Annotated in this window: 27 protein-coding genes; 19 read left to right on the forward strand and 8 right to left on the reverse strand. The window is 70.0% G+C overall.

Annotated elements, in window-relative coordinates; genetic code table 11:
• Positions 1 to 9: 9 nt before the first annotated feature.
• From J2Y42_RS07990 to J2Y42_RS08005, 4 genes are all read right to left on the reverse strand, one after another.
• Positions 10 to 636, reverse strand: coding sequence for a DedA family protein (locus J2Y42_RS07990; RefSeq protein WP_309856650.1), 627 nt, complete (start codon positions 634 to 636; stop codon positions 10 to 12).
• A gap of 252 nt (positions 637 to 888) precedes the next feature.
• Complete coding sequence (locus J2Y42_RS07995; protein ID WP_309856654.1) at positions 889 to 1,497, reverse strand: response regulator transcription factor; 609 nt, start codon at positions 1,495 to 1,497, stop codon at positions 889 to 891.
• Positions 1,494 to 2,525: an ATP-binding protein gene (locus J2Y42_RS08000; RefSeq protein ID WP_309856655.1), complete on the reverse strand. Its 1,032-nt coding sequence runs from the start codon at positions 2,523 to 2,525 to the stop codon at positions 1,494 to 1,496. Before J2Y42_RS08000 ends, J2Y42_RS07995 begins: the two co-directional genes overlap by 4 nt.
• A 9-nt stretch (positions 2,526 to 2,534) precedes the next feature.
• On the reverse strand, positions 2,535 to 3,431 hold the full coding sequence (locus tag J2Y42_RS08005) for a UbiA family prenyltransferase (RefSeq protein ID WP_309856656.1): 897 nt from the start codon (positions 3,429 to 3,431) through the stop codon (positions 2,535 to 2,537).
• A 117-nt stretch (positions 3,432 to 3,548) separates the two neighbouring features.
• Between J2Y42_RS08005 and J2Y42_RS08010 the strand changes: the two genes are divergently transcribed.
• Complete coding sequence (locus J2Y42_RS08010; RefSeq protein WP_309856659.1) at positions 3,549 to 4,151, forward strand: pentapeptide repeat-containing protein; 603 nt, start codon at positions 3,549 to 3,551, stop codon at positions 4,149 to 4,151.
• On the opposite strand, the gene J2Y42_RS08015 is transcribed toward J2Y42_RS08010, so the two are convergent.
• The gene (locus J2Y42_RS08015; RefSeq protein ID WP_309856662.1) at positions 4,148 to 5,089 is read right to left on the reverse strand and encodes a LacI family DNA-binding transcriptional regulator; all 942 of its coding nucleotides are present in this window, start codon (positions 5,087 to 5,089) and stop codon (positions 4,148 to 4,150) included. The genes J2Y42_RS08010 and J2Y42_RS08015 overlap by 4 nt on opposite strands.
• 183 nt (positions 5,090 to 5,272) lie before the next feature.
• Here J2Y42_RS08015 and J2Y42_RS08020 point away from each other — a divergent pair, with 183 nt between their 5' ends.
• The 8 genes from J2Y42_RS08020 (at position 5,273) to J2Y42_RS08055 (ending at position 13,816) form a co-directional block, all read left to right on the forward strand.
• Positions 5,273 to 6,799 carry a mannitol dehydrogenase family protein gene (locus tag J2Y42_RS08020; protein WP_309856665.1) on the forward strand — a complete coding sequence of 509 codons (1,527 nt, stop codon included), beginning with the start codon at positions 5,273 to 5,275 and terminating at the stop codon, positions 6,797 to 6,799.
• A complete protein-coding gene (locus J2Y42_RS08025; protein WP_309856667.1) occupies positions 6,796 to 7,845 on the forward strand; it encodes an L-idonate 5-dehydrogenase in 1,050 nt (349 codons plus the stop codon). The genes J2Y42_RS08020 and J2Y42_RS08025 overlap by 4 nt, the downstream gene beginning before the upstream one ends.
• A 45-nt stretch (positions 7,846 to 7,890) precedes the next feature.
• Entirely contained in the window at positions 7,891 to 9,291 is a 1,401-nt protein-coding gene (locus J2Y42_RS08030; RefSeq protein WP_309856668.1) for an MFS transporter, read from the forward strand.
• Between the two features lie 16 nt (positions 9,292 to 9,307).
• Positions 9,308 to 10,537 (forward strand): D-mannonate dehydratase ManD, encoded by a 1,230-nt coding sequence (gene manD / locus J2Y42_RS08035; protein ID WP_309856670.1) that lies wholly within the window; start codon positions 9,308 to 9,310, stop codon positions 10,535 to 10,537.
• The gene (locus J2Y42_RS08040) at positions 10,527 to 11,180 is read left to right on the forward strand and encodes a bifunctional 4-hydroxy-2-oxoglutarate aldolase/2-dehydro-3-deoxy-phosphogluconate aldolase (protein ID WP_309856675.1); all 654 of its coding nucleotides are present in this window, start codon (positions 10,527 to 10,529) and stop codon (positions 11,178 to 11,180) included. Before manD ends, J2Y42_RS08040 begins: the two co-directional genes overlap by 11 nt.
• Positions 11,177 to 12,145 carry a sugar kinase gene (locus tag J2Y42_RS08045; RefSeq protein ID WP_309856678.1) on the forward strand — a complete coding sequence of 323 codons (969 nt, stop codon included), beginning with the start codon at positions 11,177 to 11,179 and terminating at the stop codon, positions 12,143 to 12,145. Before J2Y42_RS08040 ends, J2Y42_RS08045 begins: the two co-directional genes overlap by 4 nt.
• Positions 12,146 to 12,197: 52 nt before the next feature.
• Positions 12,198 to 12,863 carry a TetR/AcrR family transcriptional regulator gene (locus tag J2Y42_RS08050; protein ID WP_309856681.1) on the forward strand — a complete coding sequence of 222 codons (666 nt, stop codon included), beginning with the start codon at positions 12,198 to 12,200 and terminating at the stop codon, positions 12,861 to 12,863.
• A 68-nt stretch (positions 12,864 to 12,931) separates the two neighbouring features.
• The gene (locus J2Y42_RS08055) at positions 12,932 to 13,816 is read left to right on the forward strand and encodes an alpha/beta hydrolase (RefSeq protein WP_309856684.1); all 885 of its coding nucleotides are present in this window, start codon (positions 12,932 to 12,934) and stop codon (positions 13,814 to 13,816) included.
• A 6-nt stretch (positions 13,817 to 13,822) separates the two neighbouring features.
• Here J2Y42_RS08055 and J2Y42_RS08060 read toward each other — a convergent pair whose 3' ends face one another.
• On the reverse strand, positions 13,823 to 14,494 hold the full coding sequence (locus J2Y42_RS08060; RefSeq protein WP_309856686.1) for an ABC transporter ATP-binding protein: 672 nt from the start codon (positions 14,492 to 14,494) through the stop codon (positions 13,823 to 13,825).
• Between the two features lie 31 nt (positions 14,495 to 14,525).
• Complete coding sequence (locus J2Y42_RS08065; RefSeq protein ID WP_309856688.1) at positions 14,526 to 16,052, reverse strand: ABC transporter permease; 1,527 nt, start codon at positions 16,050 to 16,052, stop codon at positions 14,526 to 14,528.
• Positions 16,053 to 16,224: 172 nt separating this feature from the next.
• Here J2Y42_RS08065 and J2Y42_RS08070 point away from each other — a divergent pair, with 172 nt between their 5' ends.
• From J2Y42_RS08070 to J2Y42_RS08080, 3 genes are read left to right on the forward strand one after another with little or no spacing between them, the layout of a single operon-like run.
• Entirely contained in the window at positions 16,225 to 17,442 is a 1,218-nt protein-coding gene (locus tag J2Y42_RS08070) for an FAD-dependent oxidoreductase (protein WP_309856690.1), read from the forward strand.
• Positions 17,439 to 18,332, forward strand: coding sequence for an RNA polymerase sigma-70 factor (locus J2Y42_RS08075; RefSeq protein ID WP_309856692.1), 894 nt, complete (start codon positions 17,439 to 17,441; stop codon positions 18,330 to 18,332). The genes J2Y42_RS08070 and J2Y42_RS08075 overlap by 4 nt, the downstream gene beginning before the upstream one ends.
• Positions 18,333 to 18,386: 54 nt before the next feature.
• Positions 18,387 to 19,085 (forward strand): TetR/AcrR family transcriptional regulator, encoded by a 699-nt coding sequence (locus J2Y42_RS08080; RefSeq protein ID WP_309856696.1) that lies wholly within the window; start codon positions 18,387 to 18,389, stop codon positions 19,083 to 19,085.
• 14 nt (positions 19,086 to 19,099) lie between these two features.
• On the opposite strand, the gene J2Y42_RS08085 is transcribed toward J2Y42_RS08080, so the two are convergent.
• The gene (locus J2Y42_RS08085; RefSeq protein ID WP_309856698.1) at positions 19,100 to 19,891 is read right to left on the reverse strand and encodes an SDR family oxidoreductase; all 792 of its coding nucleotides are present in this window, start codon (positions 19,889 to 19,891) and stop codon (positions 19,100 to 19,102) included.
• Positions 19,892 to 19,998: 107 nt separating this feature from the next.
• Between J2Y42_RS08085 and J2Y42_RS08090 the strand changes: the two genes are divergently transcribed.
• From J2Y42_RS08090 to J2Y42_RS08120, 7 genes are all read left to right on the forward strand, one after another.
• Positions 19,999 to 20,769 carry a response regulator transcription factor gene (locus tag J2Y42_RS08090; protein WP_269209383.1) on the forward strand — a complete coding sequence of 257 codons (771 nt, stop codon included), beginning with the start codon at positions 19,999 to 20,001 and terminating at the stop codon, positions 20,767 to 20,769.
• Positions 20,766 to 22,334, forward strand: coding sequence for a HAMP domain-containing sensor histidine kinase (locus J2Y42_RS08095; protein WP_309856704.1), 1,569 nt, complete (start codon positions 20,766 to 20,768; stop codon positions 22,332 to 22,334). Before J2Y42_RS08090 ends, J2Y42_RS08095 begins: the two co-directional genes overlap by 4 nt.
• A gap of 258 nt (positions 22,335 to 22,592) precedes the next feature.
• Positions 22,593 to 23,108 (forward strand): 50S ribosomal protein L10, encoded by a 516-nt coding sequence (gene rplJ / locus J2Y42_RS08100; RefSeq protein WP_018189799.1) that lies wholly within the window; start codon positions 22,593 to 22,595, stop codon positions 23,106 to 23,108.
• 53 nt (positions 23,109 to 23,161) lie between these two features.
• Positions 23,162 to 23,551 (forward strand): 50S ribosomal protein L7/L12, encoded by a 390-nt coding sequence (gene rplL, locus J2Y42_RS08105; protein WP_018189800.1) that lies wholly within the window; start codon positions 23,162 to 23,164, stop codon positions 23,549 to 23,551.
• 525 nt (positions 23,552 to 24,076) lie between these two features.
• Positions 24,077 to 24,727, forward strand: a complete 651-nt coding sequence (locus tag J2Y42_RS08110) for a methyltransferase domain-containing protein (protein WP_309856707.1) — start codon at positions 24,077 to 24,079, stop codon at positions 24,725 to 24,727.
• A gap of 32 nt (positions 24,728 to 24,759) precedes the next feature.
• Entirely contained in the window at positions 24,760 to 25,224 is a 465-nt protein-coding gene (locus J2Y42_RS08115) for a MarR family transcriptional regulator (protein ID WP_309856709.1), read from the forward strand.
• A 66-nt stretch (positions 25,225 to 25,290) separates the two neighbouring features.
• The gene (locus tag J2Y42_RS08120) at positions 25,291 to 26,529 is read left to right on the forward strand and encodes an MFS transporter (RefSeq protein ID WP_309856713.1); all 1,239 of its coding nucleotides are present in this window, start codon (positions 25,291 to 25,293) and stop codon (positions 26,527 to 26,529) included.
• Positions 26,530 to 26,612 lie beyond the last annotated feature (83 nt).

Genomic DNA, 26,612 nt, shown 5'->3' on the forward strand with positions numbered 1-26,612 from the left:
GGGTACAGGTCAGTCTGCGAGGGTGCGTCGCGCGCGCCGGTCGAGAACCCAGGCGCGGACACCCGCGACGAGGGAGGCGAGGATGACGACCCCTGCCACGATGTAGGCGACCGGTCGCACGCTCGGGTTGACGGCCGCGAAGTAGCCGATCACGGTGATCAGCACGCCCCAGCTGAGGGCTCCGACGATGTTTGCGCTGAGGAACCGCCAATAGCTCATCGCGCTGATCCCGGCGATCGGCGGGATGAAGACGCGACCCCAGGGGATGTACCGGCTGATGACCACGGACCACCAGCCGAAGAGTTCGTAGAACCGTTCGGCCCGCTTGACCCCGGCCTGCACCCAGCGGCCGCCGCGGCGGGTCAGATACGGTCGGCCGAGCCTGCGGCCGAGCAGGAACCCGACCTGGTCGCCCAGGACGGCGGCGATCCCCACGCCGATGGCGAGCACCCAGATGTTCAGCTCCGGGTTGGTGCCCGTGAGGATGCCGGCGCCGAACAGCAGGGAGTCGCCCGTGATGAACGGGATGAAGACGCCGACGAACAGGGCGGTGCCGGCGAACACGAGCCCCCACACCGCCAGGTAGAACACGAGCGGCCCGACGTCGCCGAGGAAGTCAGCGAGATCGTGGGCCATCCCACGAGCGTATCGGACCCCCTGCGCCCCCCCTCCGCCCCGCCGTCGAGTCCGCACACTTTGCACACGAAGCGCCGCGGCGGCGTGCAAAGTTTGCGGACTCGACGGTGGGTGGGGAGGGGGAATGTGACGAAAGGTGTATTGGGTTGGGGCGGGGATGCGATTACTTTCAATGTGCGCCTTCGGGGGAACGGCGCTGGTGGTGGCGGGAGCGGGGGCCTGCCACCGCCCCAAACTCTTGAGCGGACGGCGTCAGTCGAGCAGCCCGAGGCGCGCGGCCTTCCGGACGGCATCGATCCGGGACGTGGCTCCCAGCTTCTCGTACATGTTCGTCGTGTGCCGCTTGACCGTCCCCTCGGCGATCGACAGAGACGTCGCGATGTCGCGGTTCGAGTACGCCTGCGCGATCATCCGGAGCACCTCTTGCTCGCGCACGGTGAGGATGGCGTCGGCGGCTTCCGCGTCCGCGCCCGCCTCCGCCGGTTCTCCTGCCGGCGGGGTCGCGCGGGCGATCACCGCGATCAGCTGCTCGCTGCCCACGGTCTTGGTGACGAAGGCCGCGGCTCCGGCGCGCAGCAACTGCCGTTCGAGCACCGCATCGCTGTGCATCGTGAGGATGACGACCGCCGTCTCCGGGTGATGCCGCCGGATGCGCGCGATCGTCTGCTCCGCCGGCGCCCCCGGGATCTCGACGTCGAGGAGCAGCACGTCGGGGGAGTGCTCGCCGACGAGCGCCCACGCCTCCTCGCTGGACCCGCCCTCCCCGACGATCCGGAACCGGTCCTCGATGAGCGCCCGGATGCCCTGGCGGAACATACCGTGGTCGTCGATGAGGACGACGGTGCGCGTTTCGTCGGTCATTCGGATTCCCGTCCTCTCGGAATGGTGAGCGTCAGCGTGGTGCCTGTGCCGAGGCCCGGAGCGATGTGCAGGTCGGCGCCGATCAGCTCGGCACGTTCCTGCGCCGCGATGAGGCCGAGCGCTCCCGACCGGACCGACTCATGGGCGAACCCGCGTCCGTTGTCGCTCACCACGATGGTGAGACCGCGGCGGTCCCAGTGCGAGTGGACCCGGATGAGCGCGGCGCCGGAGTGCCGCCGCGCGTTGTGGACGGCTTCGCGGACGATGATGAACGCCTCCTCCTGAACTCCGGTCGAGAAGCGGTACGGCGTCCCCTCAACCGTGGTCTCGACCGGCGGGCCGGAGTCGTCGAGGTCGCCGACGTAGTCCCGCAGGGCTTCGTCGAGCCGCTTGTCGCCGACCGCGTGGCGGAGGTCGAGGGCGATCGCGCGGGTCTCGTCGAGCGCGGCGCCGAACAGCTGCAGGCCTTCCCGCAGCCGTGGATCCGACGCGTCGTCGACACCGCCGAGCTGGAATCGCTGGAGGCCTGCGGCGATGCTGTGCGCTACGCGGTCGTGCAGCTCGCGGGAGATGCCGAGCCGCTCCTCGCTGTGGGCGACGGCCAGGCGCTCCAGCAGCACGTTCACGTAGCCGACGGAGGCCGGGACGACGGCGTCCATGATGGAGGCGTTCAGCGCCCGCGCGAGGTCGGCGAGGCTGACCTCCGAGTGCTGGTCGGCGCTGATGATCGAGAATGCGACGTCGAAGAGTTCGGTCGCGGCGCTCAGGCTGTCGACCGGGTGGATGTTCTGCCGCGCCCGAGCTTCGCCCACGCCGGACCCGTGCTGGGCCGGGGTCGCGAGCCGTTCCGCGCCGGCCGGCCGGCCGAGCCGGTCGAAGGTGCGGTCGAGGATCCAGTCGACCTGGGCGACGAGCTGGTCGCTCACGTCGGGGTCGGTGACCAGGGTGCTCTCCGAGGCCCGGAGCCGCTCGAACAGGGCGTCCACGATGCGGTCGCGCAGCGCGACTCCGTCGTTACCGATCACCACGTCCGACCCTCAGCTCTCGAGCGCGTTCAGAAGCGCTGCGACGTTCAGAGCGTACTGACCCGCCATGAAGGACCGGTACGGCCGCTTGGCGCGGCGCCGGTCCGTGCCCTCGACCAGCAGGGTGAGGGCGATCACGACCGGGCCGGCGACGCCGAGTACGAGCAGGGCCCGCAGCTGGTGGACCACCGCGCCGAGCGCCATCGCCGTCGCCGACACGATGCCCGTTCCGGCAGCGACCAGAATCCGGGCGCGCTCGACGCCGAGCATCACCGGCAGGGTCCGTCGCCCTTCCGCCGCGTCACCCGCGACATCGCCGAAGTCCTTCGTGTGCCCGGCCACCGCGATCCAGCAGGACGCGACCGTTGCGAAGACCAGCGCGGATGCCGGCACCGTTCCGGCCGCGACGAGCGCCGCGGAGAGATACGTCAGGAACACTCCTGCAGCCGCGACCAGGAGGGCTGCGATCGCCGCCTTCTTGGCCGCCCACGGGCCGACCGAGTACGCCAGCCCGAAACACACGAACGCCACCACCGCGCCCAGGAACGCGCGGGGGAGGAGGGATGCGCACAGCAGCGACAGTGCGAGGAGGATTGCCGCGATCGCGGACGCCGATCGCACATCCAGGCGGCCGACGGCGATGGGACGGGACGAGCCGTTGAGCCGGTCACCCTCGAGGTCGCTGATCCCGTTGATCAGATAGACGGCCCAGACCGCGAGGAGCCAGGAGGCGGCGGCGAGCGAGAGCCTCGGAGACGACCAGTCGGCGCCGCCGACCAGCAGCGTGCCGACGATGAAGCGGAGGGCGAAGACGCCCAGCACCACCGGCCGGCCCTCGAGGAACGCCAGTCCCACCCGGGACGCGCAGGACGCGAGGGCGGCCCGGCTCGGGTGGACCGCGCTGCTCATGCGCTCATTGTCGAGTGCTCCTCACCATTTCGGGCGCTCCGAGGGATACAACGAAAGTCACATTCTGCGCGGTCGGTGGCCGCCGCGTGCCGGTCAGCGCCCGGCTAGGCTCGCCTCATGACGGACGCCGAGGACACCATCGCGGGCGAGGACTGGTACGGGCGCGAGCTCGACTCGGTCGAGTACACCGGGGTCGTGTTCGACGACGTCGACTTCACCGAGCTGCGCAGCTCGGGGGCGACCTTCACCGAGTGCGTGTTCCGCAGGGTCCGCTTCAACGTGAGCGAGCACGACGATTCCGCCTTCGTGAACTGCCGGTTCGAGTTCTGCAACTTCTTCGACGCGAGCTTCCGGCGGTGCAAGGTGACCGGCAGCTCGTTCTCCGGCTGCGAGTTCTCGCTGCTGAAGGTCGACCGCGGCAATTGGTCGTTCGTGAGCCTCCGGCGCGCCGAGCTGCGGGGTGCGTCGTTCGAGGGCGTCCGGCTGCGCGAGGCCGACCTCTCCGAGGCGCGCTGTCAGGAGGCGCGGTTCGAGGGATGCGACCTCAGCGCCGCGACGCTGACCGGCGCCGATCTCACCGCGGCGAGCATCGCGGGCAGCGACCTGACCGGCGTCGACCCGTCGGAGGTCGTGCTGCGCGGCACGGTCATCGACGAGCGTCAGGCGGTCGTCCTGGCCGAGGCGCTCGGGATGGTCGTCGTGCCGACCGCTCGCGCCTAGCGTGAGGGAGCGGCCGTCGTCCCCCGGACGATGAGCTGCGAGCCGAGCGTCGCGGCTTCCGCGACCGTCGCTCCGGCCATGACCTGCAGCAGGAGCTCGACCGCCAGCGCTCCGCACCGCTCGATCGGCATCTTGACCGTCGTCAGTCCCGGGTTCACCGCGCTCGCCATGTCGATGTCGTCGATTCCGATGATGCTGATGTCGGCCGGGCACGACCTCCCCATCTCCGACATGCCGGCCTCCAGGCCGAGCGCGACGAGGTCGTTGTAGGCGATGACGGCGGTCGCCCCGCTCGCGATCACGGGCGCGGCCGCGGCCCGGCCGCCTTCGATCGACGCCGCCTGGTGGCTCAAGTGCGTGAGGCGGATTCCGAACCGCTCGCACGCCTTCGTGATCGTGGCGGCGCGCCGGCCGTCGGCCCAGGATCCCAGCGGTCCTGCGGCATACGCGATGTGTGTGTGTCCGAGCGCGGCGAGGTGCTCCACCGCCTGCTGCGGCCCGTTCTCCATGTCCATGAGCACGCAGGGGGCGCCCTCGATGTACCGGTTGACGATGACGAAGGGCGTGTCGCCGGCGAGGGCGAGCACGTCGTCGTCCGGCAGGCGGGGGGAGCACAGCAGCATGCCGTCGAGCTTGCGCGCCTGTTCGATCTGCTCGCGCTCGCGCCAGCGGTCCTCGTCGGTGTCGAACAGGACGGTGCGATGGCGTCCGTGCCACGCCTGGGAGTGGATGGCCTTGAGAAGCGTCGCATAGACCGGGTTGGCGACATCCGGTACGACGACGCCGAACGAGCGGGTCGCGGTCGCGGCCTGCGGGCTGTCGTAACCGAGGGCGTTGGCGGCCTGGAGCACGCGATCCCGGGTTGCGGCCGCGAGGCGATCGGGTTCTCCGAAGGCCCGGGATGCCGTCGCGATCGAGACGCCCGCGCGTCGCGCCACGTCAGTCAGCGTCGCACCCATTGCCGCCTCTCCGGTGTTGCGGGAACAGTTGTTCCATCATGGCTCATCCTGCAACATGGAATGCGTCTTGACAATTTTGTACAAATCATTCACACTCTTTTCCATGCCGATCATCGAAGATCCCAGGACCCGTCGACGGGCAGTTCGAACGGGGCGGTGCTCGTGAACGCCACCCCGCAGCGTCTGTCGCGGTCGCACCACGGCACCGTCTCGGTGCCCGCGGCGCCTGCTCGCGCCGGGATCGTCCATCTCGGACTCGGCAACTTCCATCGCGCACATCAGGCGGTCTACACGGCTGCAGCCATTGCGGCCGATGGCGGCGACTGGGGCATCGTCGGGGTCGCGTCGCGATCGCGGACCGTCGTCGACGCGATGCGCGCACAGGACCTGCTCTCCTCCGTCGCGACGATCTCGCCCGAAGGGACGTCGCTGAGCGTTCCGGGCGTGCACACCGACGTCTTCGTCGCCGCGGACGACCCCCAGCGCGTCGTCGAGAGCATCGCCGAGCCCGGCACCCGGATCGTCACGCTCACCGTCACCGAGAACGGCTACAGCTTCTCGCCGGCCACGGGCCGCCTCGACACCTCTGACCAGACGGTCGCCGCCGACCTGCGAGGGGGTCACCCTCGCTCGACCATCGGGCAGCTCGCGCGCGGCATCCAGCGGCGGGCCGCGGCATCCGGAGCACCTCTCACGGTGCTCAGCTGCGACAATCTCGCCGCCAACGGCGCCCGCACGAAGGCTCTCGTCCGCGAGTTCCTGGAGGCGCTGCCCGCCGCCGAGGGCGCCGAAGCGCTCGCGTTCCTCGAGTCGTCGGTGTCGTTCCCCTCGAGCATGGTCGACCGCATCGTCCCGTCGACGACGCCGGCGCTCCGCGGCCAGGTGTCGTCGCTGCTCGGAGCGTGGGATGAGATCCCCGTCCCCGCCGAGCCCTTCACGATGTGGGCGATCGAGGACGACTTCGCCGCCGGCCGGCCCGCGTGGGAGGCCGGGGGAGCGGTCTTGAGTTCGGAGGTCGGCCGCTACGAGGACATGAAGGTGCGGCTCCTCAACGGAACGCACTCCCTCATCGCGTACCTGGGCGCACTGCAGAACGTCGAGACGATCCCGGATGCCGTCGGCCGGCCGGCGATCGAGCGCGCCGCGCGCGCCGTGCTCGCCCACGAGTACACGCCGTCCATCCGGGTCCCGTCGGGTGTCGACATCGCCGAGTACGAGCGCCAGCTGTTCCTCCGCTGGGGCAACACGGCGCTCGGCCACAAGACGAGCCAGGTGGGCACGGACGGCTCCGTCAAGCTGAGGCAGCGCATCCCCGCGCCGGCGCTCCGCCTGCTCGACCGCGGCGAGATGCCCCACATGATCGCCCTCACCGTCGCGGCCTACCTCTCCTGCATCGCGCCCCGGCCCGGATTCGATCCCGGCCCCTTCGCCGCCGCGATGAAGGATGCCGCCCGCGAGCGGCTGGTCCCCCTCGCGGGGTCGGCCCGCACCGGTGCCGACCTCGCCGAGGCATCGATCACGGAGCTCCAGCTCTTCGGTGCCGACCTCGCCGACCGTCCGGCGTTCATCGACCGGGTCGGCGACCTCGTCGACACCATCACGCGCGACGGCGTCGCGGCGGCGATCACGGAGAGCACCACGGCGGCAGAGACCGACATCAGGTCACGAGCATCGGAGGTCCCGGCATGAGCACGGTGAACCCGGCCCACGATCACGAGGAGGGCGCGACGATGAAGGCGCTCGCCATCCACGGCAGAGAAGACATCCGCTGGGAGGACCGGGAGGTGCCGCAGCCCGCGTCGGGCGAGGTGCGGCTCCGCGTCCACTACGTCGGCATCTGCGGTTCCGACCTGCACTACTACTTCCACGGCGCGAACGGCGAGTACACCATCCGGGAGCCGTTGACCCCGGGCCATGAGCTCTCCGCCGTCGTCGACCTCGACCCGTCGGGACGCCTCGCCGAAGGGACGCCCGTGACGGTTCACCCGGCGCGTTACGGCGCCGAGGTGCCCGGCCTCGAGGACAGGCCGCACCTGCGGCCCGGCGGCGACTACTTCGGCAGCGCCGCCACCATGCCGCATCGCCAGGGCGGCGCCGCGGAGTACCTGATCGTCGAAGAGCAGATGATCCGTGTGCTCCCGGACGGCCTCCCACTGGAGCGCGCAGCCCTGGCCGAGCCGCTCGCGGTCGCCCTCCACGCCGTGCACCTGGCGGGCGACATCACGGGCAAGCGCGTGCTCGTCATCGGCGCGGGCCCCATCGGGCTTCTCGTCGTCTCGGCGGCCGCGCACGCCGGGGCCGCCACCGTCGGAGCGAGCGACGTGCGCACCGAGCCGCTCGATCGCGCGGCGGCGCTGGGCGCGAGCGAGCTCGTGCTCGTCGGCCGCGACTCCATCGCGGACGAGTCGTACGATGTCGTCTTCGAGTGCTCCGGCGTCCCCGTCTCGGTCACCCAGGCCGTCCGGGCGGCCCGCCGGGCCGGAACGGTCGTGCAGGTCGGGATGCTCGCCGACGCCGAGATCGGCGTCAATCTCGCGCCGATGCTCGCCAAGGAGCTGACCCTCCGCGGCGCATTCCGCTTCTCGACCGAGATCGACGACGCCGTCGCGATGCTCGCCGAGTCGGACGCCCTCGACTCCGTCATCTCCCACACCATCGACGCCGCCGAGGCCGTCGACGCCTTCCGGATCGCTCGCGACTCGTCCGCGTCGGCCAAGGTCCTCCTGCGGCTCTGACCCTCCACCATCCCTCCCCCCCCACTCATTTACGAAGGAGTAACGATGAGCACTTCCAACGTCCCCGGTGTGGACGCCTCCGCGCCGCCCCAGACCGTCCAGAGGTCGACGGGCGACCTCGTCCGCGCCGCGGTCTCGGGCTGGCTGGGCACAGCGCTGGAGTTCATGGACTTCCAGCTCTACTCCCTGGCCGCTGCCCTCGTCTTCAGCCAGCTCTTCTTCGCCGGGGAGGAGCCGGGCATGGCCGTCGTCCTCGCCATGGCGACCTACGGCGTCGGCTACATCGCCCGCCCGCTCGGCGCCTGGTACTTCGGCCGGATGGGCGACAAGGTCGGTCGCCGCAAGGTCCTGTTCTACACGATCCTGCTCATGGGCCTAGCGACGACGCTCATCGGCTTCCTCCCCACCTACGCACAGGCCGGCATCCTCGCGCCGATCATGCTCGTCGTGCTGCGTCTCGCGCAGGGCTTCGGCGCCGGCGCGGAGATCTCGGGTGCCGGCGTCATGCTCGCCGAGTACGCTCCCGCCCGTCGCCGCGGCATCATCGCCTCCCTCGTCGCGCTCGGCACCAACTGCGGAACGCTCTTCGCCTCGGCGATCTGGGCTCTCCTCCTCGCCGTCATGATGGAGGACGACGTCATCGCCTGGGGATGGCGGATCCCGTTCATCGCGAGCTCCATCGTCATGGTGTTCGCCGTCTGGGTGCGCTTCCGCCTCAAGGAGAGCCCCGTCTTCGAGGAGCGCACCGACGTCGTCGACGGCAAGGCGCTGTCGCGTGACGAGATGGTCGACCTCGCGACGAAGAGCAACGACCTCCGTTCGCTCGAGGCGCTGCGGAAGAAGCCCGTCAAGGCGACGCTCGTCTCCTTCTTCCTCCGCTTCGGCCAGGCCGGCAACTCGGGCCTCATCCAGACCTACATGATCTCCTTCATCACGATCACGCTCGCCGTCCAGAAGGGCGTCGGCCCCGAGATCGTGATCGTCTCCTCGCTCATCGGCTTCGGGACGATCCCGCTCGTCGGCTGGCTCGGCGACCTGTTCGGCCGCCGGCGGATGTACATCATCATGACGTCGCTCTCGCTCGTGCTGATCATCCCGACGATGCTCGCGATCAACACGAAGGAGGTCGGCTGGATCTTCGTCGGCTACGCCGTGATCCACAACGTCTCGGTTCTCGGCCTCGCCTCCATGGAGAACATCTCGCTCCCCGAGATCTTCGGGGCGCGGAACCGCTACACGCTGACAGCCATCGTCCGCGAGATCGCCGCCATCATCGCCACCGGCATCGGCCCGATCATCGCCGCCGCCTGGGTCGCAGCGACGACCGGCAGCATCATCCCGGTCATGGTCCTGCTCGGCATCTACACCGTGTGCGCGCTGGTCGCCGCTATCGTGGCGCCCGAATGGACGGGGCGCGACCTCACCGACCCGCGCGCCGCGATGTGACAAGGAAGGACGATCAATGACCATCGACCGTGTCGACACCATCATCACCAGCCCGGGACGCAACTTCGTCACCCTCAAGATCACGACCTCGGACGGCATCGTCGGCTGGGGGGACGCCACCCTGAACGGTCGCGAGCTGTCGGTCGCCTCCTACCTGGAGGACCACGTCGCCTCCACACTCATCGGCCGCGACGAGGACCGCATCGAGGACACCTGGCAGTACCTCTACCGCGGGCCCTACTGGCGGCGCGGACCGGTCACCATGGCGGCCATCGCCGCCGTCGACATGGCCCTGTGGGACATCAAGGCCAAGAAGGCCGGGATGCCGCTCTACCAGCTGCTCGGCGGTGCGAGCCGCTCGGGCGTCCGCGTCTACGCCCACGCCTCCGGCACAGACTACGAGGCGCTCGCGAACGCGATCACGGGGTACCGCGAGCTCGGCTTCACCGCCGTGCGGGTGCAGACCGGCGTGCCGGGGCTCGGCCAGATCTACGGCGTCTCGGCGGCCGGACCGGGCGTCCGCTACGACTACGAGCCGGCCAAGCGGGCCGAGAACGGCCGTCCGAGCGAAGAGACGTGGGACACCCGCAACTACCTCAACCACATGCCGGGGATCTTCGCCAGGATCCGCGAGGACTTCGGCACCGACCTGCGGATCCTTCACGACGGTCATCATCGGATGACGCCGATCGAGGCCGCGCGCTTCGCGAAGGAGATCGAGCCGTACGACCTGTTCTGGCTCGAGGACTGCACCCCGGGCGAGGACCAGACGGCGCTCCGCCTGGTGCGCCAGCACTCGACGACGCCACTGGCGATCGGCGAGGTCTTCAACTCCGTCTTCGACTATCAGACGCTCATCACCGAGCGCCTCATCGACTACGTCCGCTCCGCCGTCACGCACACCGGCGGCATCACCGCGATGAAGAAGCTCCTCGACTTCGCCGCCATCTACGGCATCAAGTCCGGCATCCACGGCCCGACCGACATCTCGCCCGTCGGGATGGCGGCGGCGCTCCACCTCGACCTCGCGATCCACAACTTCGGCATCCAGGAGTACATGCCGCACAACGAGCAGACGCTGGAGGTGTTCCAGACCTCCTTCACGTTCGACCGCGGATTCCTTCACCCGGGGGAGCAGCCCGGGCTCGGTGTCGAACTCGACGAGGACGCGGCAGCCTCCTTCGACTACGCGAAGGCCTACCTCCCGGTGAACCGGCTCACGGACGGGACCGTCCATGACTGGTGACGGCACGCGGCTTCCACTCCCGCAGAAGACCGCGCGGTCGCGGCTCATCGTCGTCGCGAGAGCACGGCGCGCCGAGGACTACGACCCCGTGCTCGAGGCGCTCATCGATGCCGGCATCCGGAGCGTGGAGCTGACTCTCACGACCCCGGGGACGATCGAGCACCTGCCGCGGCTGGTCGAGCGATTCGGTGACGACGCCGACATCGGCATCGGCACCGTGACCGACACCGACCAGCTCCGGCGCGCGGTGGATGCGGGCGCACGCTACCTCGTCACACCGATCACCCGGTCCGAGCTCGTCTCCGCGGCGGTGGAGGCCGGTGTGCCGTTCGTGCCGGGCGGGTTCACCCCGACGGAGCTGTTCGCCTCGTGGTCGGCCGGGGCGTCAGCCGTCAAGGTGTTCCCGGCCGGACGGCTCGGCGCGGGCTACGTCAAGGATCTGCGGGGACCGTTCCCCGACATCGAGGTGGTGCCCTCCGGGGGCATCGGCCTGGAGAGCGCCGAGGACTGGCTCGCAACCGGTGCCGCGGCCGTGAGCGTGGGCGGCCCGCTGCTGGGCGACGCGTTCCAGGGCGGCGACCTCGGCGCCCTGCGCGAGCGGGCCGGCGCGTTCGTCGCTGTCGCCGCGGGCGGCAGGCCATGACCACCGTCTCCGGCCGCCGACGGGTCGCGACGCTCGGCGAGACGATGGCTCTCGTGCGCAGCCGTGACATCGGCAGCCTCCGGCATGCGTCCGACCTCGCTCTCGGCATCGGCGGTGCCGAGAGCAACGTCGCGATCGCCCTGAGCCGGCTCGGGCTCGACGTCAGCTGGCTCGGTCGCGTCGGCGACGATTCTCTGGGGGAGCGCGTGGTGCGCGAGATCCGCGCCGAGGGGGTCGACGCGCGCGCCGTCATCGATGCGGGCGCGCCGACGGGGCTCATGCTCAAGGAGCGCCCCCGCCCGACGTCGACCCGTGTCCTGTACTACCGGTCCGGTTCGGCCGGGTCGCGGCTGGTTCCCTCCGACCTGCCCGACGGCTGGATCGAACAGGCCGACCTGCTGCACCTCACCGGGATCACGGCCCTCATCTCCAAGTCGGCCCGCGAGACCCTCTCGGTCGCGATCGACCGCGCGCACGCGGCCGGTGCAACTGTCACCTTCGACATCAACTACCGATCGTCTCTCGCGTCGCCGGCCGTCGCCGGGCCGTGGCTCCGGGAGCTGGCCGAACGCGCGGACATCGTGTTCGGCGGGCCGGAGGAGTTCGAACTGCTCTACCCGGGCACGGACGCCGCGGTCGCGTGCGCGCGGCTCCTCGAGCATCGGCCCGCCGAGGTCGTGCTCAAGCGCGGCGCCGACGGCGCGACGACCGTGCTCGCGACGCGAGTGGTCGAGGCCCCGGGTCTCGTCATCGAGGTCGTCGACACGGTCGGGGCCGGCGACGCGTTCGTCGCCGGGTACCTCAGCGGCGTCCTGGACGGTTCCGACCTCCCGGCGCGCCTGCATCGCGCCAATGTGTGCGGAGCGATGCTCTGCATGACGCCCGGCGACTGGGAGTCGAGCCCCACGCTGCGAGACATCGAACAGTTCACCGCCGCTTCGGACCGCGACCCCGTCCTGCGCTGACGCCTCCCGCGGCGGCTTGCCGAGCCGCTCGGTTCACGTTACGATACGGTACGTGTCGTATTCAGAGAATGTCTCCCGCCGAACGGGCCGCCCGCGGGACGACAGCCGCGAGTCCCACATCCTCGCCGTCGTCAACGCGCTCCTCGCCGAGCGCGGTTACGACGGCGTCTCGTTCGAGGAGGTCGCCCGCCGGGCCGGTGCCTCCAAGCCGACGCTGTACCGCCGCTGGGCGAACAAGCGCGAGATGGTCGTCGCCGCACTGAAGGTCGGTCCGGCCCGGCGGGACGACGCCGACGCGATCGACACGGGATCGCTGCGTGGCGACCTGCTGGCGCTGTGCCGGCGCCTGCTCACCACCCTCCGCTCGGCCGACGGTCAGACCGCGCTCGCGCTCCTGCAGGCCGGGTTCGAGGACCCGGAGCTCGGCGAGACGATCGAGCAGACGGTCGGCCCGACCGGCGCGCGCCTTCCGGCGGACGTCGTCGCGGCCGCGGTCCGCCGGGGTGAGCTGCCCGAGGGCGTCGACCCCTTCCCGTTCGAGGAGGTCACCGGCTCCGTGCTCCTGCTCCGCCGCCTCAACGGCCTCGCCGTCACCGACGGCTACCTGGAGGCGCTGGTCGACACCATCCTCATCCCCGCGCTCCGGGCGACGGCAGCCGGCACACGCGCTCTTCCCGCGGGCATCTTCTCCGGTCACCCGGCGACCGTCGACGACTGACGTCCCACTCCACCATCCTCAGCACCCCACCACCCTCAGCACCCCACCGCCCAGGAGGCAGATCCACCATGGCCACGATCGACGGCTTCAGCTACCAGACCATCCCCGGCAGCGACGGGACTCCGCTCCACGTCGCGGTCGGCGGGACCGGCCCGGCGGTGGTGCTGCTTCACGGCTTCCCGCAGACCCACTACATGTGGCGCGAGGTCGCCCGGCGGCTCGCCGACGATCACACCGTGATCGTCCCCGACCTGCGCGGCTACGGCGAGAGCGGCAAGCCGGCGGAGGGCGGCCCGGACACCTACTCCAAGCGCACGATGGGCGACGACGTCGTAGCGGTCGCGTCCGCCCTCGGACACGAACGTTTCGGGCTCGTCGGCCATGACCGCGGAGCGCTCGTCGGCGTCCGCGCCGCGCTCGACCACCCGGAGCGCGTCCCGTACCTCGGCATCCTGGACGTGCTCCCCACCCTCGACACCTGGGAGGTGCTCCATGGAGTGGATGCGAAGATCGCCTGGCATCTCTACCTGATGGCCCAGCCGGTGGGACTGCCCGAGCGCATGATCGCCGCGGTCGCCGACGACTTCTTCGCCTCGTTCCTCGACGCGTGGGACACCGACGGCACCACGTTCACGCCGGAGGTGCGCAGGTACTACATCGACAGCTCGGTGGCCGCGGTGCCGTCGATCGTCGCCGACTATCGGGCGAGCGCCGGAATCGACCTCGACCTCGACCGCGCCGATCGCGCCGCGGGCCGACGGCTGGCCATGCCCGTCGGAGTCCTCTCGCAGGACTGGGGATCGCAGCTCGGCTTCGACCCGCGCGCGATCTGGGGCGCCTGGTCGGACGACCTGGTCTACGAGCCGATCGACGCCGGCCACTTCATGGCCGAGGAGAAGCCGGATGACGTGGCCGGCTTCATCCGCTCGCTCGCCGCACGCGCCCGCTCCTAGCCCTGGTCAGTCGACCTCGCGCACCTGTCCGTGCTTGATGTGCAGGCGTCGCTGGGCGCGCTTCGCGACCGCGGTGTCATGCGTCACGATCACGACCGTGAGACCGCGGTCGCGCCACAGTCCTTCGAGCAGGTCCATGATCTCGTCCCGCGTCTCCTCGTCCAGGTTGCCCGTCGGCTCGTCCGCCAGCAGCACCTCCGGATCCTTGACCAGCGCCCGCGCGATCGCGACACGCTGCTGCTGGCCGCCGGAGAGCTCCGACGGCAGGTGGTTGCCGCGGTCGGCGAGCCCGACCGACGCGAGGGCTTCCGCCGCGCGGCGCTTGCGGTCGGCGGCGCTGACCTTGAGCGGCGCGAGAGCCGTCTCCACGTTCTCCTGAGCCGTGAGGGTCGGGATGAGGTTGAACCCCTGGAAGACGAACCCGATCTCCTTCGCTCGGATCTTCGCGAGCCGTCCGTCGTGCTGCTTCGAGAGGCTGTCGGCCCCGAGCTCGACCGAGCCGGAGGTCGGCCGGTCGAGGGCCCCGAGCATCTGCAGCAGGGTCGACTTGCCTCCACCGGTCGGGCCCTGGATGGCGACCAGCTGGCCGTCCGGGATCTCCAAGGTCACGTCGTTGAGTGCGACGACCTGGCGCTTGGACTGGCTGTAGGTCTTGGTGACGTCGGTCAGGGTGTACATGTGAGCTCCTTCGAGGGCGGGATGACCGGGTTCAGGCGACCGAGCGGAGAGCCGCGGCCGGGCGGAGTCGAGAGGCACGCCATCCGCCGATGGCCCCGGCGATCAGGCCGCCGAGAATGGCGAGGCCGACCGCGCCGACGATGATCCACAGGGTCACTGGGGCGTGCAGGGCGATGTTCGCGGAGGTCGTCGCGGCCTCCCTGGCCGCTCCGAAGGCGCCGCCGAAGCCGCGGGCCGCGCCTTCGCCGGTCGCCCCCGTCGTCGCACCGGAGCGCTCGGCGGCGGCGCCGGTGGTGCCGTGGCTGATGCTGCCGGTCAGCGTCGGCGAGATCAGGTTGACGACGAGTACCCCGAGGAGGCCGACCGCGACGCCGATCACGCCCCCGATGACGCCCTGCACCACGGACTCGCCGGCGACCTGCCCGACGATGCGCCGGTTGGACCAGCCGATCGCCTTGAGGGTGCCGAATTCGCGGGTGCGCCGGGTGACGCCGGAGATGGTGAACAGGATGGCGATGAGGAAGGCCGCCGCGAGCACGATCACCGACAGCCAGGTGCCGAGGTTGGCGATGAGCTGGCCGGCGCTGCCGAGAGACCCGGAGACGGTCGAGGCGAGGTCGGCCTGCGTGCTGACCGTCGCCCCGGAGACGGCCTTCGTCAGGTCGGACTTGATCTGGTCGATGTCGCCGGAGGATGCCGCCTTCACGTACACGGACGAGATCTTTCCGCTCTGCCCGGAGAGCGTCTGGGCGACATCGAGCGGGATGTACGCGTTCGCCGCGGTGGTCGCGTCGGAGCCGGTCGCCGCGACGATCCCGATCACCGAGAAGTCCGTGCCGCCGATGGTGACGGTGTCGCCGACCGCCTTGCTCGCCGTCTTGGCGTAGCTCGCGTCGAGCACCACCACATCCTTGCCCGCGTCCGCCGCCGTGAAGCTCCGGCCGCCGGTGAGGGTCACCGACGCGAGGGGGCCGACCGACTTGCCGGCGGGGTCGAGGCCGAGCACCGAGAACGAGTCGACCGTGAAGGAGCTGCCGCCCGCGCCGTCGGAGCCGCCCGTCGGAGGCGCGGTCGGCTGCGCCGCCTGGCCGCTCTCGCGCTCCTGGCGGAGCTGCTGGAAGTTCGGCAGCGTCCCGCTGAAACTGGTGTTGGTGAGTGAGAGCACGGCGGCGGCCGACTCGACGTTCTGCACCTTCTTCACCGTGGTGAGGGTGGATGCGTCCATGACCGTCGCGCCGCGGGTCGGTTCGAGGCGGGAGGTGTTGACCTGCCGGGCGCCGCCGGTGTCCGTCCCGGCGTTGGCGCCGAAATCGAAGCGCGGGCCGCCTCCCGCGCCCTGCAGCCCGGTCGCGTTCTGCGCGGTCGCGGGCTGGCTCACCGTGATGTCCGTCCCCACCCCGTAGACCGACTGGAGCACGCTCTCCTGCGCCTGGCGCACCCCCGCCGAGACCGCGTCCACGATGATGACCAGCGCGATCGCCAGGGCCATCCCGATCGCGATGATGATCGTCTGCTTGCGGCGGTTGAGCAACTCGCGCCGCAGATAGGTTCCGAACATGGGCTCCCAAACTGTGCTGTCGGATGAACGTCTGGCGTGAGGTTAGGAACGGCCGTTTTCGGGTCGCTATGGCGAAGCTATGCATCCACCGAGTGACCGGTTTCCTGCGGATTGTCACATCTGAAGCCCTTGCCGTGTCGTACGGGTGAAGGCAATCAGAAGGAGGAATCCCATGCAGCAGAAGGTCGATGTCGTGGTGATCGGAGGCGGATACGCCGGAGTGGCGGCGGCCAACCGGCTGAGCGGTCGGGACGGCGTCTCGGTGACGCTGGTGAACGCGCGGCCGGTCTTCGTCGAGCGCATCCGTCTCCACCAGCTGGCGGCGGGCACGGACGACGCGATCGTCGAGTTCCCGAAGGTCCTGGCACCGTCCGTCCACCTCGTCGTCGACGCCGTCGAGCGCATCGACGCGTCGGCCCGGCGCTTGGAGCTCGCCTCCGGCGAGCAGCTCGGTTACGACTACCTCGTGTACGCCGCGGGCAGCGTCCGCGCCTTCGCCGATGTCCCCGGCGCTGCCGAGCACGCCCTTCCGATCGCGCAGCTCGGAGACGCGGACCGGCTGCGCGAGGAGCTCGCGGCACTGGGCTCGACGGACCCCGTCGCCGTCGTCGGGGGCGGTCCGCTCGGCATCGAGGTCGCGTCGGAACTCGCCGAGCAGGGTCGTACCGTCACGCTGTACTGCGGCGGGCTCCTCGGGCCGTCGCTCCATCCGCACGGACGCCGGTCCGTCGCTCGGCGGCTCGCGGCGCTCGGCGTCGCGGTCGAGGACGGCCCCGGCTCCCGCGTGGCTGCGGTGAAGCAGGATGCGGTGGTGCTGGCGGACGGCAGCACGCGCCCCAGCGCGCTCACCATCTGGGCGGCGGGTTTCGCCGCAGCCGACCTCGCGCGCCGCAGCGGACTGACCGTGGACACCGCCGGCCGGCTCCTGACCGACGAGACGCTGACCAGCGTCGACGACGACCGCATCGTCGCGGCGGGCGACTCGGCCGCCCCCTCCGGGCAGCCGCTCCGAATGAGCTGCCAGGCGGCGGAGCCGCTCGGCGGCCACGCGGCCGACACCGTCCTCCGCCGGATCGACGGTCGCGAGGCCGAACCGTTCGTGATGGGATTCGTCGGTCTCTGCATCAGCCTGGGACGGCGTCACGGCATCTTCCAGTTCGAGCACAAGAACGACACGGCGACGCGCGCGCTCATCGGTGGCCGCGCGGGCGCGGTCGTGAAGGAGATTGTCTGCCGGAGTACCGTGCAGCAGCTGACGCTCGAGGCCCGGCATCCCGGCGCGACGCGGCTCCCCGCAGCATTCGGCGACCGCGAGCGCCGCCGTATGCTCGCAGTGAACGGGTCGGCCGCGGTGGTGGCGGGCGCGACCCCGGGACGGGAGGGCGCATGAGCTCGAACCGGACGGATGCGGCGACGTCGCTCTTCGTGGCGCACCGCAACCTCCTCTTCACGGTGGCGTACGAGATGCTCGGCTCGGCGGCGGATGCCGAGGACGTGCTGCAGGAGACCTGGCTGCGCTGGAGCACCGTCGACCAGGCGGAGGTGCGGGAGCCCCGCGCCTACCTGGTGCGGATCACGACACGGCTCGCCCTCAACCGCCTCCGCAGCGCGCAGCACCGCCGTGAGGCGTACGTCGGGCCGTGGCTTCCCGAGCCGCTGCTGACCTCGCCCGATGTCGCCGACGATGCCGAGCTCGCCGACAGCATCTCCATGGCGTTGATGGTGGTGCTGGAGACCCTGGGGCCCACGGAGCGCGCGGTGTTCGTGCTGCGCGAGATCTTCGGCTTCGAGTTCGACGAGATCGCGGCAGCCGTGGAGAAGACGCCCGCGACCGTCCGGCAGATCGCGCACCGGGCCCGGCAGCACGTGGAGGCGCGGCGACCGCGGGTCAGTGTCAGCCCCGGTGAGGCGCGCGCCGCGCTGGACGCCTTCCGCATCGCGGTCGAGACAGGAGATGTGCAGGCGATGCTCAACGTGCTCGCCCCCGACGTCGTGCTCATCAGCGACGCTGGTGGAGTGAAGCAGGCCGCCCTCCGGCCGATCCTCGGCGCCGACAAGGTGACGCGCTTCATCGCCGGCGGGTTGCGGAAGGCTCCGGACTTCGCGATCGAGCCGACGGTCGTCAACGGAAGCCCGGCGCTGGCGCTCTTCGTGGCGGGCGAATTCGACGGTGTCCTGGCCGCGCACACCCAGGACGGGCGGATCACGGGGATGTACATCGTCCGCAACCCGCAGAAGCTGTCGTGGCTGGGGGAGGAGCTCACGCTGTCGTTGCGATGACGGCGGCCCCGGACGGTCGGCGCGCTGTGGAGCCGTACAAAGTACAATGGCGGCGTGGCCCGAAGTCAGACACCCGCAGCGACTCGCAGCCGTCGTGGCGCCGCCGCGGGCGCGGGTCTGTCTCGGGCTGCGATCACCGCGGCGGCTGTCGGAATCGCCGACGCGGAGGGGATCGACGCGGTCACGATCCGACGCGTCGCGGAATCCTTGCACGTGAGTCCGATGGCGCTCTACTGGCACTATGACGGCAAGGACGCGCTCTTCGAGAGCATGGGAGATGCGATCCTGGACGCGCTGGCGTTGCCGGAACCTGCATCGAGCTGGGATCGCGACCTCGCTGCCGCGCTCACGGCATTCAGCGACATCCTTCGCCCCCACCCCGAGGTCGCTCGCCTCGCCGCGGCCCGCGTCCTGAATCACCCCCGGGGGCTTGCGCTCTCAGACCGCGTCCTGCGTGCCCTGGAGGGTGCCGAGCTACCCGACGCGTCCATCGCGTGGCTGGGTTCGATGGCTTTCAACGTCATCATGGCGGCGGTGACCGGCGAGCTGAACGCCCCGGCGACAGCGGAAGGCGCGCTCGGGGCGGATGCTCGTCGGATGGCGCTCGAGGCTGTCGACGAGCGCGAGTACCCCGCCGTGGCCCGCCACCGTGCACTCCTCGCGTCGTGCGATGAGCCTGATTCGTACTTCCGGCTCGTCATCGAGCACTTCGTCGGGGGAGTGCGGTTCATGGCCACGTCGTCGGCGAACTGAAGGACCCGTTCGACTCACACATCGAAGCCGTTCTTCCGGGCGAGATCGCCGGTGATCCGGGTCACCGCCGTCCGGGGCAGGATGCGCGCGGCCCAGGTCTGCGGCCGGTTCGATCGTCGGCCGGGGTACGAGGCCGTACGTCCGGCAGCGAAGTCGTCCAGGATGTCGCGGGCGACCGTGTCCGCGGAGTCGAGCGACCGCACGGCCGGGTCGACCTCCGAGTCGGCGAAGAATTCCGTAGCCGTCGGACCCGGCGACGCGATCATCACCCGCACGCCTCGGGCGCGCAGCTCCTCGGCCAAGGCCTCAGTGAACATGAGGACGAACGCCTTGGTCGATGAGTAGACGTTCTGGAACGGCATCGGCTGAAACGCTCCGGTCGACCCGATGTTGATGATCCCGCCGCGGCCGTCGTTCGCCATACGACCGGCAACCGCGTGGGTCAACCGGACGAGGCCGATGACGTTCACCGCGATCGGGGCGATGGCCTCATCGAGGGGGCGATCGACGAACGACCCGACGCCGCCGAGGCCGGCGTTGTTGACCAGTAGATCGATTGCCGGAAGCGCGGCCGTCGCCGCGAGGACGGTCTGCACCCCCTCATCCGACCCGAGGTCTGCGCTGATGGGGTTGACCTGAACGCCGTACTGCGCCCTGAGCTCGTCGGCGAGGTGCTCCAATCGACTCGCGGAGCGAGCGACGAGAACCAGGTGCGAACCCCGCGAAGCAAGGTCGCGGGCGAGCGCGGTTCCGAGGCCCTTGGAGGCCCCCGTCACGAGCGCGGTGCGGTTGCGGTATTCGTTCATCGATGTCCTGACTCGTACGCTGTACATGTACAACGTACAGTACAGCACGAGCGGTACTCAGAGAGTTCATAGGTTGTGCAAAGTCAGCATCCATCGCGCTCCTCATAATGAGAAAGGTGACCATCAATGCGCGCGCCGCCTCCGGCCCCTCCAGCCAGCCCCGTACCCTCCTGCGCCGCGCGGACGGCAGCGCCATCCGCGTGCTCGTCGTCGACGATGAGGCGACGCTGACGGACCTCCTCGCGATGGCCCTCCACTACGAGGACTGGGAGGTCAAGACCGCGTCGAACGGCCAGCAGGCTCTGCAGCTCTCGCGCGAGTTCAAGCCGGATGTCGTGGTGCTCGACATCATGCTCCCCGACATCGACGGCCTCCAGGTGCTGTCGCGGATGCGCGCCGACGGCAACGAGGCGCCCGTCCTCTTCCTCACCGCGAAGGACTCCCTCGACGACCGCATCGCCGGCCTCACCGCGGGCGGCGACGACTACGTGACCAAGCCGTTCAGCCTGGAGGAGCTCGTCGCGCGCCTGCGCGGTCTGCTTCGCCGGTCGCGCGCGGCGGTCGCCGACCACGACGACCCCGTGCTGATCGTCGGCGACCTCGTGCTCGACGAGGACAGCTACGAGGTCCACCGCGACGGCGAGCCCATCCAGCTGACCGCCACCGAGTTCGAGCTGCTGCGCTTCCTGATGCGCAACCCGCGCCGCGTGCTCAGCAAGGCCCAGATCCTCGACCGGGTCTGGAGCTACGACTTCGGCGGCTCGTCCAGCGTGGTCGAGCTCTACATCTCGTACCTGCGCAAGAAGATCGACGCCGGTCGCGCCCCGATGATCCACACGGTCCGCGGCGCCGGGTACATGGTGAAGGCCGCGCAATGACCTCCGCCCGCGTCGCGGGCTCCCCGACCACCGAGCCGGGCGGAACCGGTCGCGCGGGCGGCCGATCCTGGCGCATCCGGCCCTTCCGCTCGTGGACGCTGCGGAGCCGCGTCGTGCTCGTCGTCGTGGCGATGCTCGCGGTGCTGGGTGCCGTGATCGGGACGGTCAGCGTCTTCGCGCTCCAGAACTACCTGATGCAGCGGCTGGATGGGCAGCTCACTTCTGCGCTCGACCGCGGCCAGCGGGCCGCGGATCGCATCTACGGCGACCAGCCGACGGGACCGGACGTCATCGGAATCGTCCAGACGCCGGGTCAGCAGACCGGCACCTTCGGTGTCATCCGCAGCGGCGACATGCTGCTCTACCCCGTCATCCTCTCCGAGAGGCCGCCCGGAAGCACGCCCGATCAGCCGGTGGCGCCGAAGCGCGTGCTCATCTCGACCACCGCTCTGCTCAGTCTGCCGTCGGACGGCCACCCCCGCACCATCGACCTCGGCGCGTCCCTGGGGGAGTACCGCGTGGCGGCTGTCCAGCTGACGAACGGCGACAGCGTCATCATCGGCCTCCCGCTCAGCGACGTGAACGCGACCGTCGCCCGGCTCACGCTCGTCATCGTGCTGGTCACCCTCGCCGGGCTGGTGTTCGCCTTCCTTCTCGCGAGCGTCGTGGTCCGGCTGGCGATGCGTCCGCTGGAGCGGGTGGCGGACACCGCGGAACAGGTCTCGTCCCTGCCGCTCGATCGAGGAGACGTCGCGCTCTCCGTCCGCGTCCCGGAAGCCGACACCGACCAGCACACGGAGGTCGGAAAAGTCGGTTCAGCACTGAACCGGATGCTCGGCCACGTCGCCTCCGCCCTGACCGCACGCCAGGCGAGCGAACAGAAGGTACGGCAATTCGTCGCCGACGCCAGCCACGAGCTGCGCACACCGCTCGCCTCCATCCGCGGTTACGCCGAGCTGACCCGGCGAGCCCCGCACGAACTCCCGCCGGACGTCACGCACTCGCTCGGCCGCATCGAGTCGGAGGCCACCCGGATGACCTCCCTCGTGGAGGACCTGCTGCTGCTCGCCCGGCTCGACGAGGGCCGCGAGCTCGACCGCGATCCCGTGGACCTCTCCCTGCTGCTGGTGGATGCGCTGAGCGACGCCCACGCGGCCGGACCCGACCACGAGTGGGCCCTCGACCTGCCCGACGAGCCCGTCGAGGTCGTCGGCGACGCCCCGAGACTGCACCAGGTGCTCATGAACCTGCTCGCGAACGCGCGGGTGCACACGCCGGAGGGCACGAAGGTGACGGCCGGCCTGCGAGTGGATGAGGACGCGCACCGCGCCGTCATCACCGTCGCGGACGACGGCCCGGGCATTCCGGAGGACATGCAGGCGACGCTGTTCGAGCGCTTCGCCCGCGGCGACAGCTCCCGCAACCGCGCCACCGGATCCACCGGGCTGGGCCTCGCCATCGTGCAGGCGGTCGTGCAGGCGCACGAGGGAGACGTGACGGTCACGAGCGAGCCGGGCCGGACCGTGTTCACGGTGTCGCTGCCGCTCGTGCCGGCCGCCGTCTGAACCCGATTTGCAGACCGGGGTGCGCATCCCGTACCCTGTACGAAGCCAAAGACCGCTGGTTGTCGTGCTCGCATGACCGAAGATCCACTCAGGTGGGGGCCCGCGCAGGTGTATGAAGCAAGTTCCGCATTCTCTGCGTCGCCAGCTCCGTGCCTCTGCGCCGGAGCTTTTTTCTTTGTCCGGTGACGGTGTCGTCCAGCGACTTTGGCGGGCACACCGCTTCCGCGGTGTGCGACGAAGAAGATTGAGGAGTAGGCCATGGCGAACAAGGAAGCCACGGTCGCCGAGCTCACGAACCTGTTCGAGAGCTCGACCGCCGTTCTGCTGACCGAGTACCGCGGTCTCACTGTCGCTCAGCTCAAGCAGCTGCGCACGTCGATCAGTGAGCACGCGACCTACGCCGTGGTGAAGAACACGCTGACCAAGATCGCGGCCAACAACACGGGCATCTCGTCGTTCGACGAGGAGCTCGCTGGGCCGTCCGCGATCGCGTTCGTGCACGGTGACCCTGTCGCCGTCGCGAAGTCGCTGCGTGACTTCGCCAAGGCAAACCCTCTGCTTGTGGTCAAGGGCGGTTACTTCGACGGTAACCCGCTGACCGCAGAAGAGGTAGGCAAGCTCGCCGACCTCGAGTCCCGTGAGGTTCTGCTGGCCAAGCTGGCCGGCGCCTTCAAGGCCTCGCTGTTCGGAGCCGCATATCTGTTCAACGCACCGCTGTCGCAGGCCGTTCGCACGGTCGACGCGCTGCGTGAGAAGCAGGAGTCCGCTGCCTGAGTCCTCACGGACCAGGCCAGCGGTGAGTAACCACACACACTAAGGAGAGAACAATGGCAAAGCTTTCGACTGAGGAGCTGCTCGACGCGTTCAAGGAGCTCACGCTCATTGAGCTCAGCGAGTTCGTGAAGAAGTTCGAGGAGACCTTCGAGGTCACCGCCGCCGCCCCCGTCGCCGTGGCCGCTCCGGCCGCCGGTGGTGCGGGCGCCGCTGCTGAAGAGGTCGAGGAGAAGGACTCCTTCGACGTCGTCCTCGAGGCCGCCGGTGACAAGAAGATCCAGGTCATCAAGGAGGTGCGCGCCCTCACCAGCCTCGGCCTCGGTGAGGCGAAGGCCCTCGTTGACGGCGCTCCGAGCACCGTGCTCGAGGGTGCCAACAAGGAGACCGCAGACAAGGCGAAGGCCCAGCTCGAAGAGGCTGGCGCCACCGTCACCCTGAAGTAATCAGGGCCCCATCGGGGCTCTTCTTACCGACGGCTGACAGCCGCTGTGTCGTAGACACAGGCGCGACGCGGACTCCTCCTTTCAGAGAGTGTCCGCGTTGCGGAGGGCGTCGCCCCCGTAACGGGGCGACGCCCTCCGTGCGTTAAGCGACGCGCGGGCGCGGATGCTCACCCATCCACGCGTCCGATCGCGCCCGCCAGCGGGCATCGGTGTGCAAGGACGCACAACCGGAAGTAGAACCACGATGAATACCAGTTCTTGGCGTGCATACGCCTCGCGACTGCGTGACTTCGGTCACGCGATGCTCCACGGTGAGGACCGCGACAGCGGTTGCCACCCGCCGGATCTGTGCCGCAGGACCCTCCTCTACGACAGGTACCTGCGGTAACACCCACCACGAAGCGCCTCCGGCCACCCGGCCGGGGGCGCTTCGCCGTCCCACCCCCTCCACATTCGTGCCGAATGTGCGTTCAGGGCCTGCGATACCGCACATTCGGCACGAATCACTGCCCCTAGACTCGCGGGATGACCGACGAGCCCGCCGATGTGACCGCCACCCGACTCGCGTACGACACCGTCGCCCAGGACTACGCGGACCTGCTCCGCGACCACCTCGCGGGGAGCGAGTTCGACCGCGCCATGCTCGGCGTCTTCGCGGAGCAGGTGGCGCGCGGCGGGGGCGGCCCGGTCGGCGACCTGGGATGCGGACCCGGCCGCATCGCCGGATACCTCGCGGGACTCGGAATGGATGTCGTCGGCATCGACCTGTCGCCCGGGATGATCGAGGTGGCCCGGCGCGAGCATCCCGCTGTTCGGTTCGAGGTCGGGACGATGGCCCAGCTGCCCTTCGAAGACGGCGCTCTCGCCGGAGCGCTCGCCTGGTACTCCGTCATCCACACGCCCGATGAGCGCCAGGGCGAGTTGTACGCCGAGTTCGCGCGTGTCATCCGTCCGGGCGGGGTGCTGCTCCTCGCCTTCCAGGCGGGGGAGGACGTCGTGCACCTCACGCACGCGTACGGGCACGACCTCGACCTGCACACCCGGCGACAGCATCCCGAGCGGGTCAGGGAGCGGTTGGTCGAGGCGGGGTTCGCGCCGACCGCCGAGCTCATCCGGCAGGCGGTGCCGCCGGAGAAGTCGCCGCAGGGATACGTGCTCGCGCAACGCGCCGTTTGATAAACATAGGCAAGCTATATATAATTGGTCTCATGCCCGAGACCCCCGAACTCCACCAGATCCTCGGCGACCTCGTCGTCGCCGCGCACCGCCTCGCCCGGCTCGCCGCACGAGTGACCGGCAGCACCGAGTCGCCCGCCACCTGGCGCACCCTCAGCGTGCTGCAGACCGTCGGCCCGATGCGCCTCGGCGAGCTCGCCGAACACAGTCGGGTGTCGCAGCCGACGATGACCAAGATCGTGCGCAACCTCGTCGAGGCCGAGTGGGTCAAACGGATCGCCGACACGACCGACGCGCGAGCCTGGCAGATCGCCATCACGGCGAAGGGCGCCGACGCGCTTCAGACCTGGCGTGACGAGTTGTCCACCGCGCTCGTCCCGATGTTCTCCGACCTCAGCGACGACGAGCTCGCCGCCATGCGCGCCACCGTCGAGATCATCGGGTCGCGCGCCGACCTCTCCACCGCGACGTCGGCCGCTCTGGCCGGCCGCGGCTGAGCCGCACATCCCGTCGCCACCTCCCTCCCTCCGCACCACCGATCGGCAAGGAGCCGTCTCCCCTTCATGTCCCACGAACGCCCCACCAGCATCCTGAAGCAGCCGACCGCCGTCTGGGCCGTCGCCTTCGCCTCCGTCATCGCCTTCATGGGCATCGGTCTCGTCGACCCGATCCTGCCCGCGATCGCGAAGAGCCTGGAGGCGACACCGACCGAGACGGAGATGCTGTTCACCAGCTACCTGCTCATCACCGGCGCCGCCATGTTCTTCACCAGCTGGATCTCCAGCCGCATCGGGGCGAAGAGGACACTGCTCATCGGTCTCGCCCTGATCGTCGTCTTCGCGCTCGCCGCCGGGCTGTCGCAGAACGTCGAGTCGATCATCGGCTTCCGCGCCGGCTGGGGACTCGGCAACGCGCTGTTCATCTCCACCGCCCTTGCGACCATCGTCGGAGCCGCGTCCGGCGGTACGTCCGCGGCGATCATCCTGTACGAGGCCGCCCTGGGACTCGGCATCGCGATCGGACCGCTGCTCGGCGGCCTGCTCGGCAGCTGGAGCTGGCGCGGACCGTTCTTCGGAACCGCGACCCTGATGGCGATCGGGTTCATCGCGATCGTCGCGCTCCTCAAGAAGAACCCTGAGAAGCCGCAGCCCACGAAGCTGTCCGCGCCGTTCCGCGCACTCGGCCGTCCCGCGCTCGGCTTCCTCGCCGGCGCCGCGCTGTTCTACAACATCGGCTTCTTCGTGCTGCTCGCGTACACGCCGTTCGCGCTCGTGCCGTTGGGCGTGGAGGATGCCATCACCCTGGGTCTGATCTTCTTCGGCTGGGGCGTCGCTCTCGCCGTCACCTCGGTCTGGGTCGCCCCGCTGCTGACCGCCCGGCTGCCGCGCACGCGCGTGCTGTGGCTCGTCATGCCCCTGCTCGCCCTCGACCTCCTGGCCGCGGGACTCTTCGTCGGCTCGCTGGTCGCGCTCATCGTCTGCGTCGTCGTCGGCGGACTGCTGCTCGGCATCCTGAACACCGTGCTCACCGAGTGCGTGATGGAGGCGACCGACCTGCCGCGATCCGTTGCCTCGAGCGCCTACTCGGGTGTCCGCTTCCTCGGCGGCGCTGTCGCCCCGCCGGCTGCGACGCTCCTCGCCGGCACGGTCGGTCCGGCCATGCCGTTCTACGCGGGAGCCATCTCCGTGCTGATCGCGGCGGCGCTGATCATGATCGGGCACAAGCACCTGAAGCGCGTGGATGCGCCCGCCGAGACGCCGCAGCAGGAAGCCGAGGTGCTGTCCTTCGCCGACGCCGACTGAGGAAGCCGTCGGTGCGGGAACGTTCCCACCGAATTCGAAGAGCCGCCCTGTCCTAGTCAGGGCGGCTCTTCCCGTCATGTGGG

Origin of the sequence: Leifsonia sp. 1010 (genome assembly GCF_031455295.1) — a bacterium.
In the GTDB taxonomy this organism is placed as follows: domain Bacteria; phylum Actinomycetota; class Actinomycetes; order Actinomycetales; family Microbacteriaceae; genus Leifsonia.

What these genes read in the sequence shown, in the direction of transcription:
- J2Y42_RS07995 (WP_309856654.1), bottom strand. Translation starts at nt 1,497, where the DNA reads ATGACCGACGAAACGCGCACCGTCGTCCTCATCGACGACCACGGTATG.
- J2Y42_RS08090 (WP_269209383.1), top strand. Translation starts at nt 19,999, where the DNA reads ATGAGAAAGGTGACCATCAATGCGCGCGCCGCCTCCGGCCCCTCCAGC.
- J2Y42_RS08095 (WP_309856704.1), top strand. Translation starts at nt 20,766, where the DNA reads ATGACCTCCGCCCGCGTCGCGGGCTCCCCGACCACCGAGCCGGGCGGA.
- J2Y42_RS08030 (WP_309856668.1), top strand. Translation starts at nt 7,891, where the DNA reads ATGAGCACTTCCAACGTCCCCGGTGTGGACGCCTCCGCGCCGCCCCAG.
- J2Y42_RS08075 (WP_309856692.1), top strand. Translation starts at nt 17,439, where the DNA reads ATGAGCTCGAACCGGACGGATGCGGCGACGTCGCTCTTCGTGGCGCAC.
- J2Y42_RS08110 (WP_309856707.1), top strand. Translation starts at nt 24,077, where the DNA reads ATGACCGACGAGCCCGCCGATGTGACCGCCACCCGACTCGCGTACGAC.
- J2Y42_RS08010 (WP_309856659.1), top strand. Translation starts at nt 3,549, where the DNA reads ATGACGGACGCCGAGGACACCATCGCGGGCGAGGACTGGTACGGGCGC.
- J2Y42_RS08060 (WP_309856686.1), bottom strand. Translation starts at nt 14,494, where the DNA reads ATGTACACCCTGACCGACGTCACCAAGACCTACAGCCAGTCCAAGCGC.
- J2Y42_RS08085 (WP_309856698.1), bottom strand. Translation starts at nt 19,891, where the DNA reads ATGAACGAATACCGCAACCGCACCGCGCTCGTGACGGGGGCCTCCAAG.
- J2Y42_RS08070 (WP_309856690.1), top strand. Translation starts at nt 16,225, where the DNA reads ATGCAGCAGAAGGTCGATGTCGTGGTGATCGGAGGCGGATACGCCGGA.
- J2Y42_RS08045 (WP_309856678.1), top strand. Translation starts at nt 11,177, where the DNA reads ATGACCACCGTCTCCGGCCGCCGACGGGTCGCGACGCTCGGCGAGACG.
- J2Y42_RS07990 (WP_309856650.1), bottom strand. Translation starts at nt 636, where the DNA reads ATGGCCCACGATCTCGCTGACTTCCTCGGCGACGTCGGGCCGCTCGTG.
- J2Y42_RS08040 (WP_309856675.1), top strand. Translation starts at nt 10,527, where the DNA reads ATGACTGGTGACGGCACGCGGCTTCCACTCCCGCAGAAGACCGCGCGG.
- rplJ (WP_018189799.1), top strand. Translation starts at nt 22,593, where the DNA reads ATGGCGAACAAGGAAGCCACGGTCGCCGAGCTCACGAACCTGTTCGAG.
- J2Y42_RS08115 (WP_309856709.1), top strand. Translation starts at nt 24,760, where the DNA reads ATGCCCGAGACCCCCGAACTCCACCAGATCCTCGGCGACCTCGTCGTC.
- J2Y42_RS08005 (WP_309856656.1), bottom strand. Translation starts at nt 3,431, where the DNA reads ATGAGCAGCGCGGTCCACCCGAGCCGGGCCGCCCTCGCGTCCTGCGCG.
- manD (WP_309856670.1), top strand. Translation starts at nt 9,308, where the DNA reads ATGACCATCGACCGTGTCGACACCATCATCACCAGCCCGGGACGCAAC.
- J2Y42_RS08055 (WP_309856684.1), top strand. Translation starts at nt 12,932, where the DNA reads ATGGCCACGATCGACGGCTTCAGCTACCAGACCATCCCCGGCAGCGAC.
- rplL (WP_018189800.1), top strand. Translation starts at nt 23,162, where the DNA reads ATGGCAAAGCTTTCGACTGAGGAGCTGCTCGACGCGTTCAAGGAGCTC.
- J2Y42_RS08120 (WP_309856713.1), top strand. Translation starts at nt 25,291, where the DNA reads ATGTCCCACGAACGCCCCACCAGCATCCTGAAGCAGCCGACCGCCGTC.
- J2Y42_RS08025 (WP_309856667.1), top strand. Translation starts at nt 6,796, where the DNA reads ATGAGCACGGTGAACCCGGCCCACGATCACGAGGAGGGCGCGACGATG.
- J2Y42_RS08065 (WP_309856688.1), bottom strand. Translation starts at nt 16,052, where the DNA reads ATGTTCGGAACCTATCTGCGGCGCGAGTTGCTCAACCGCCGCAAGCAG.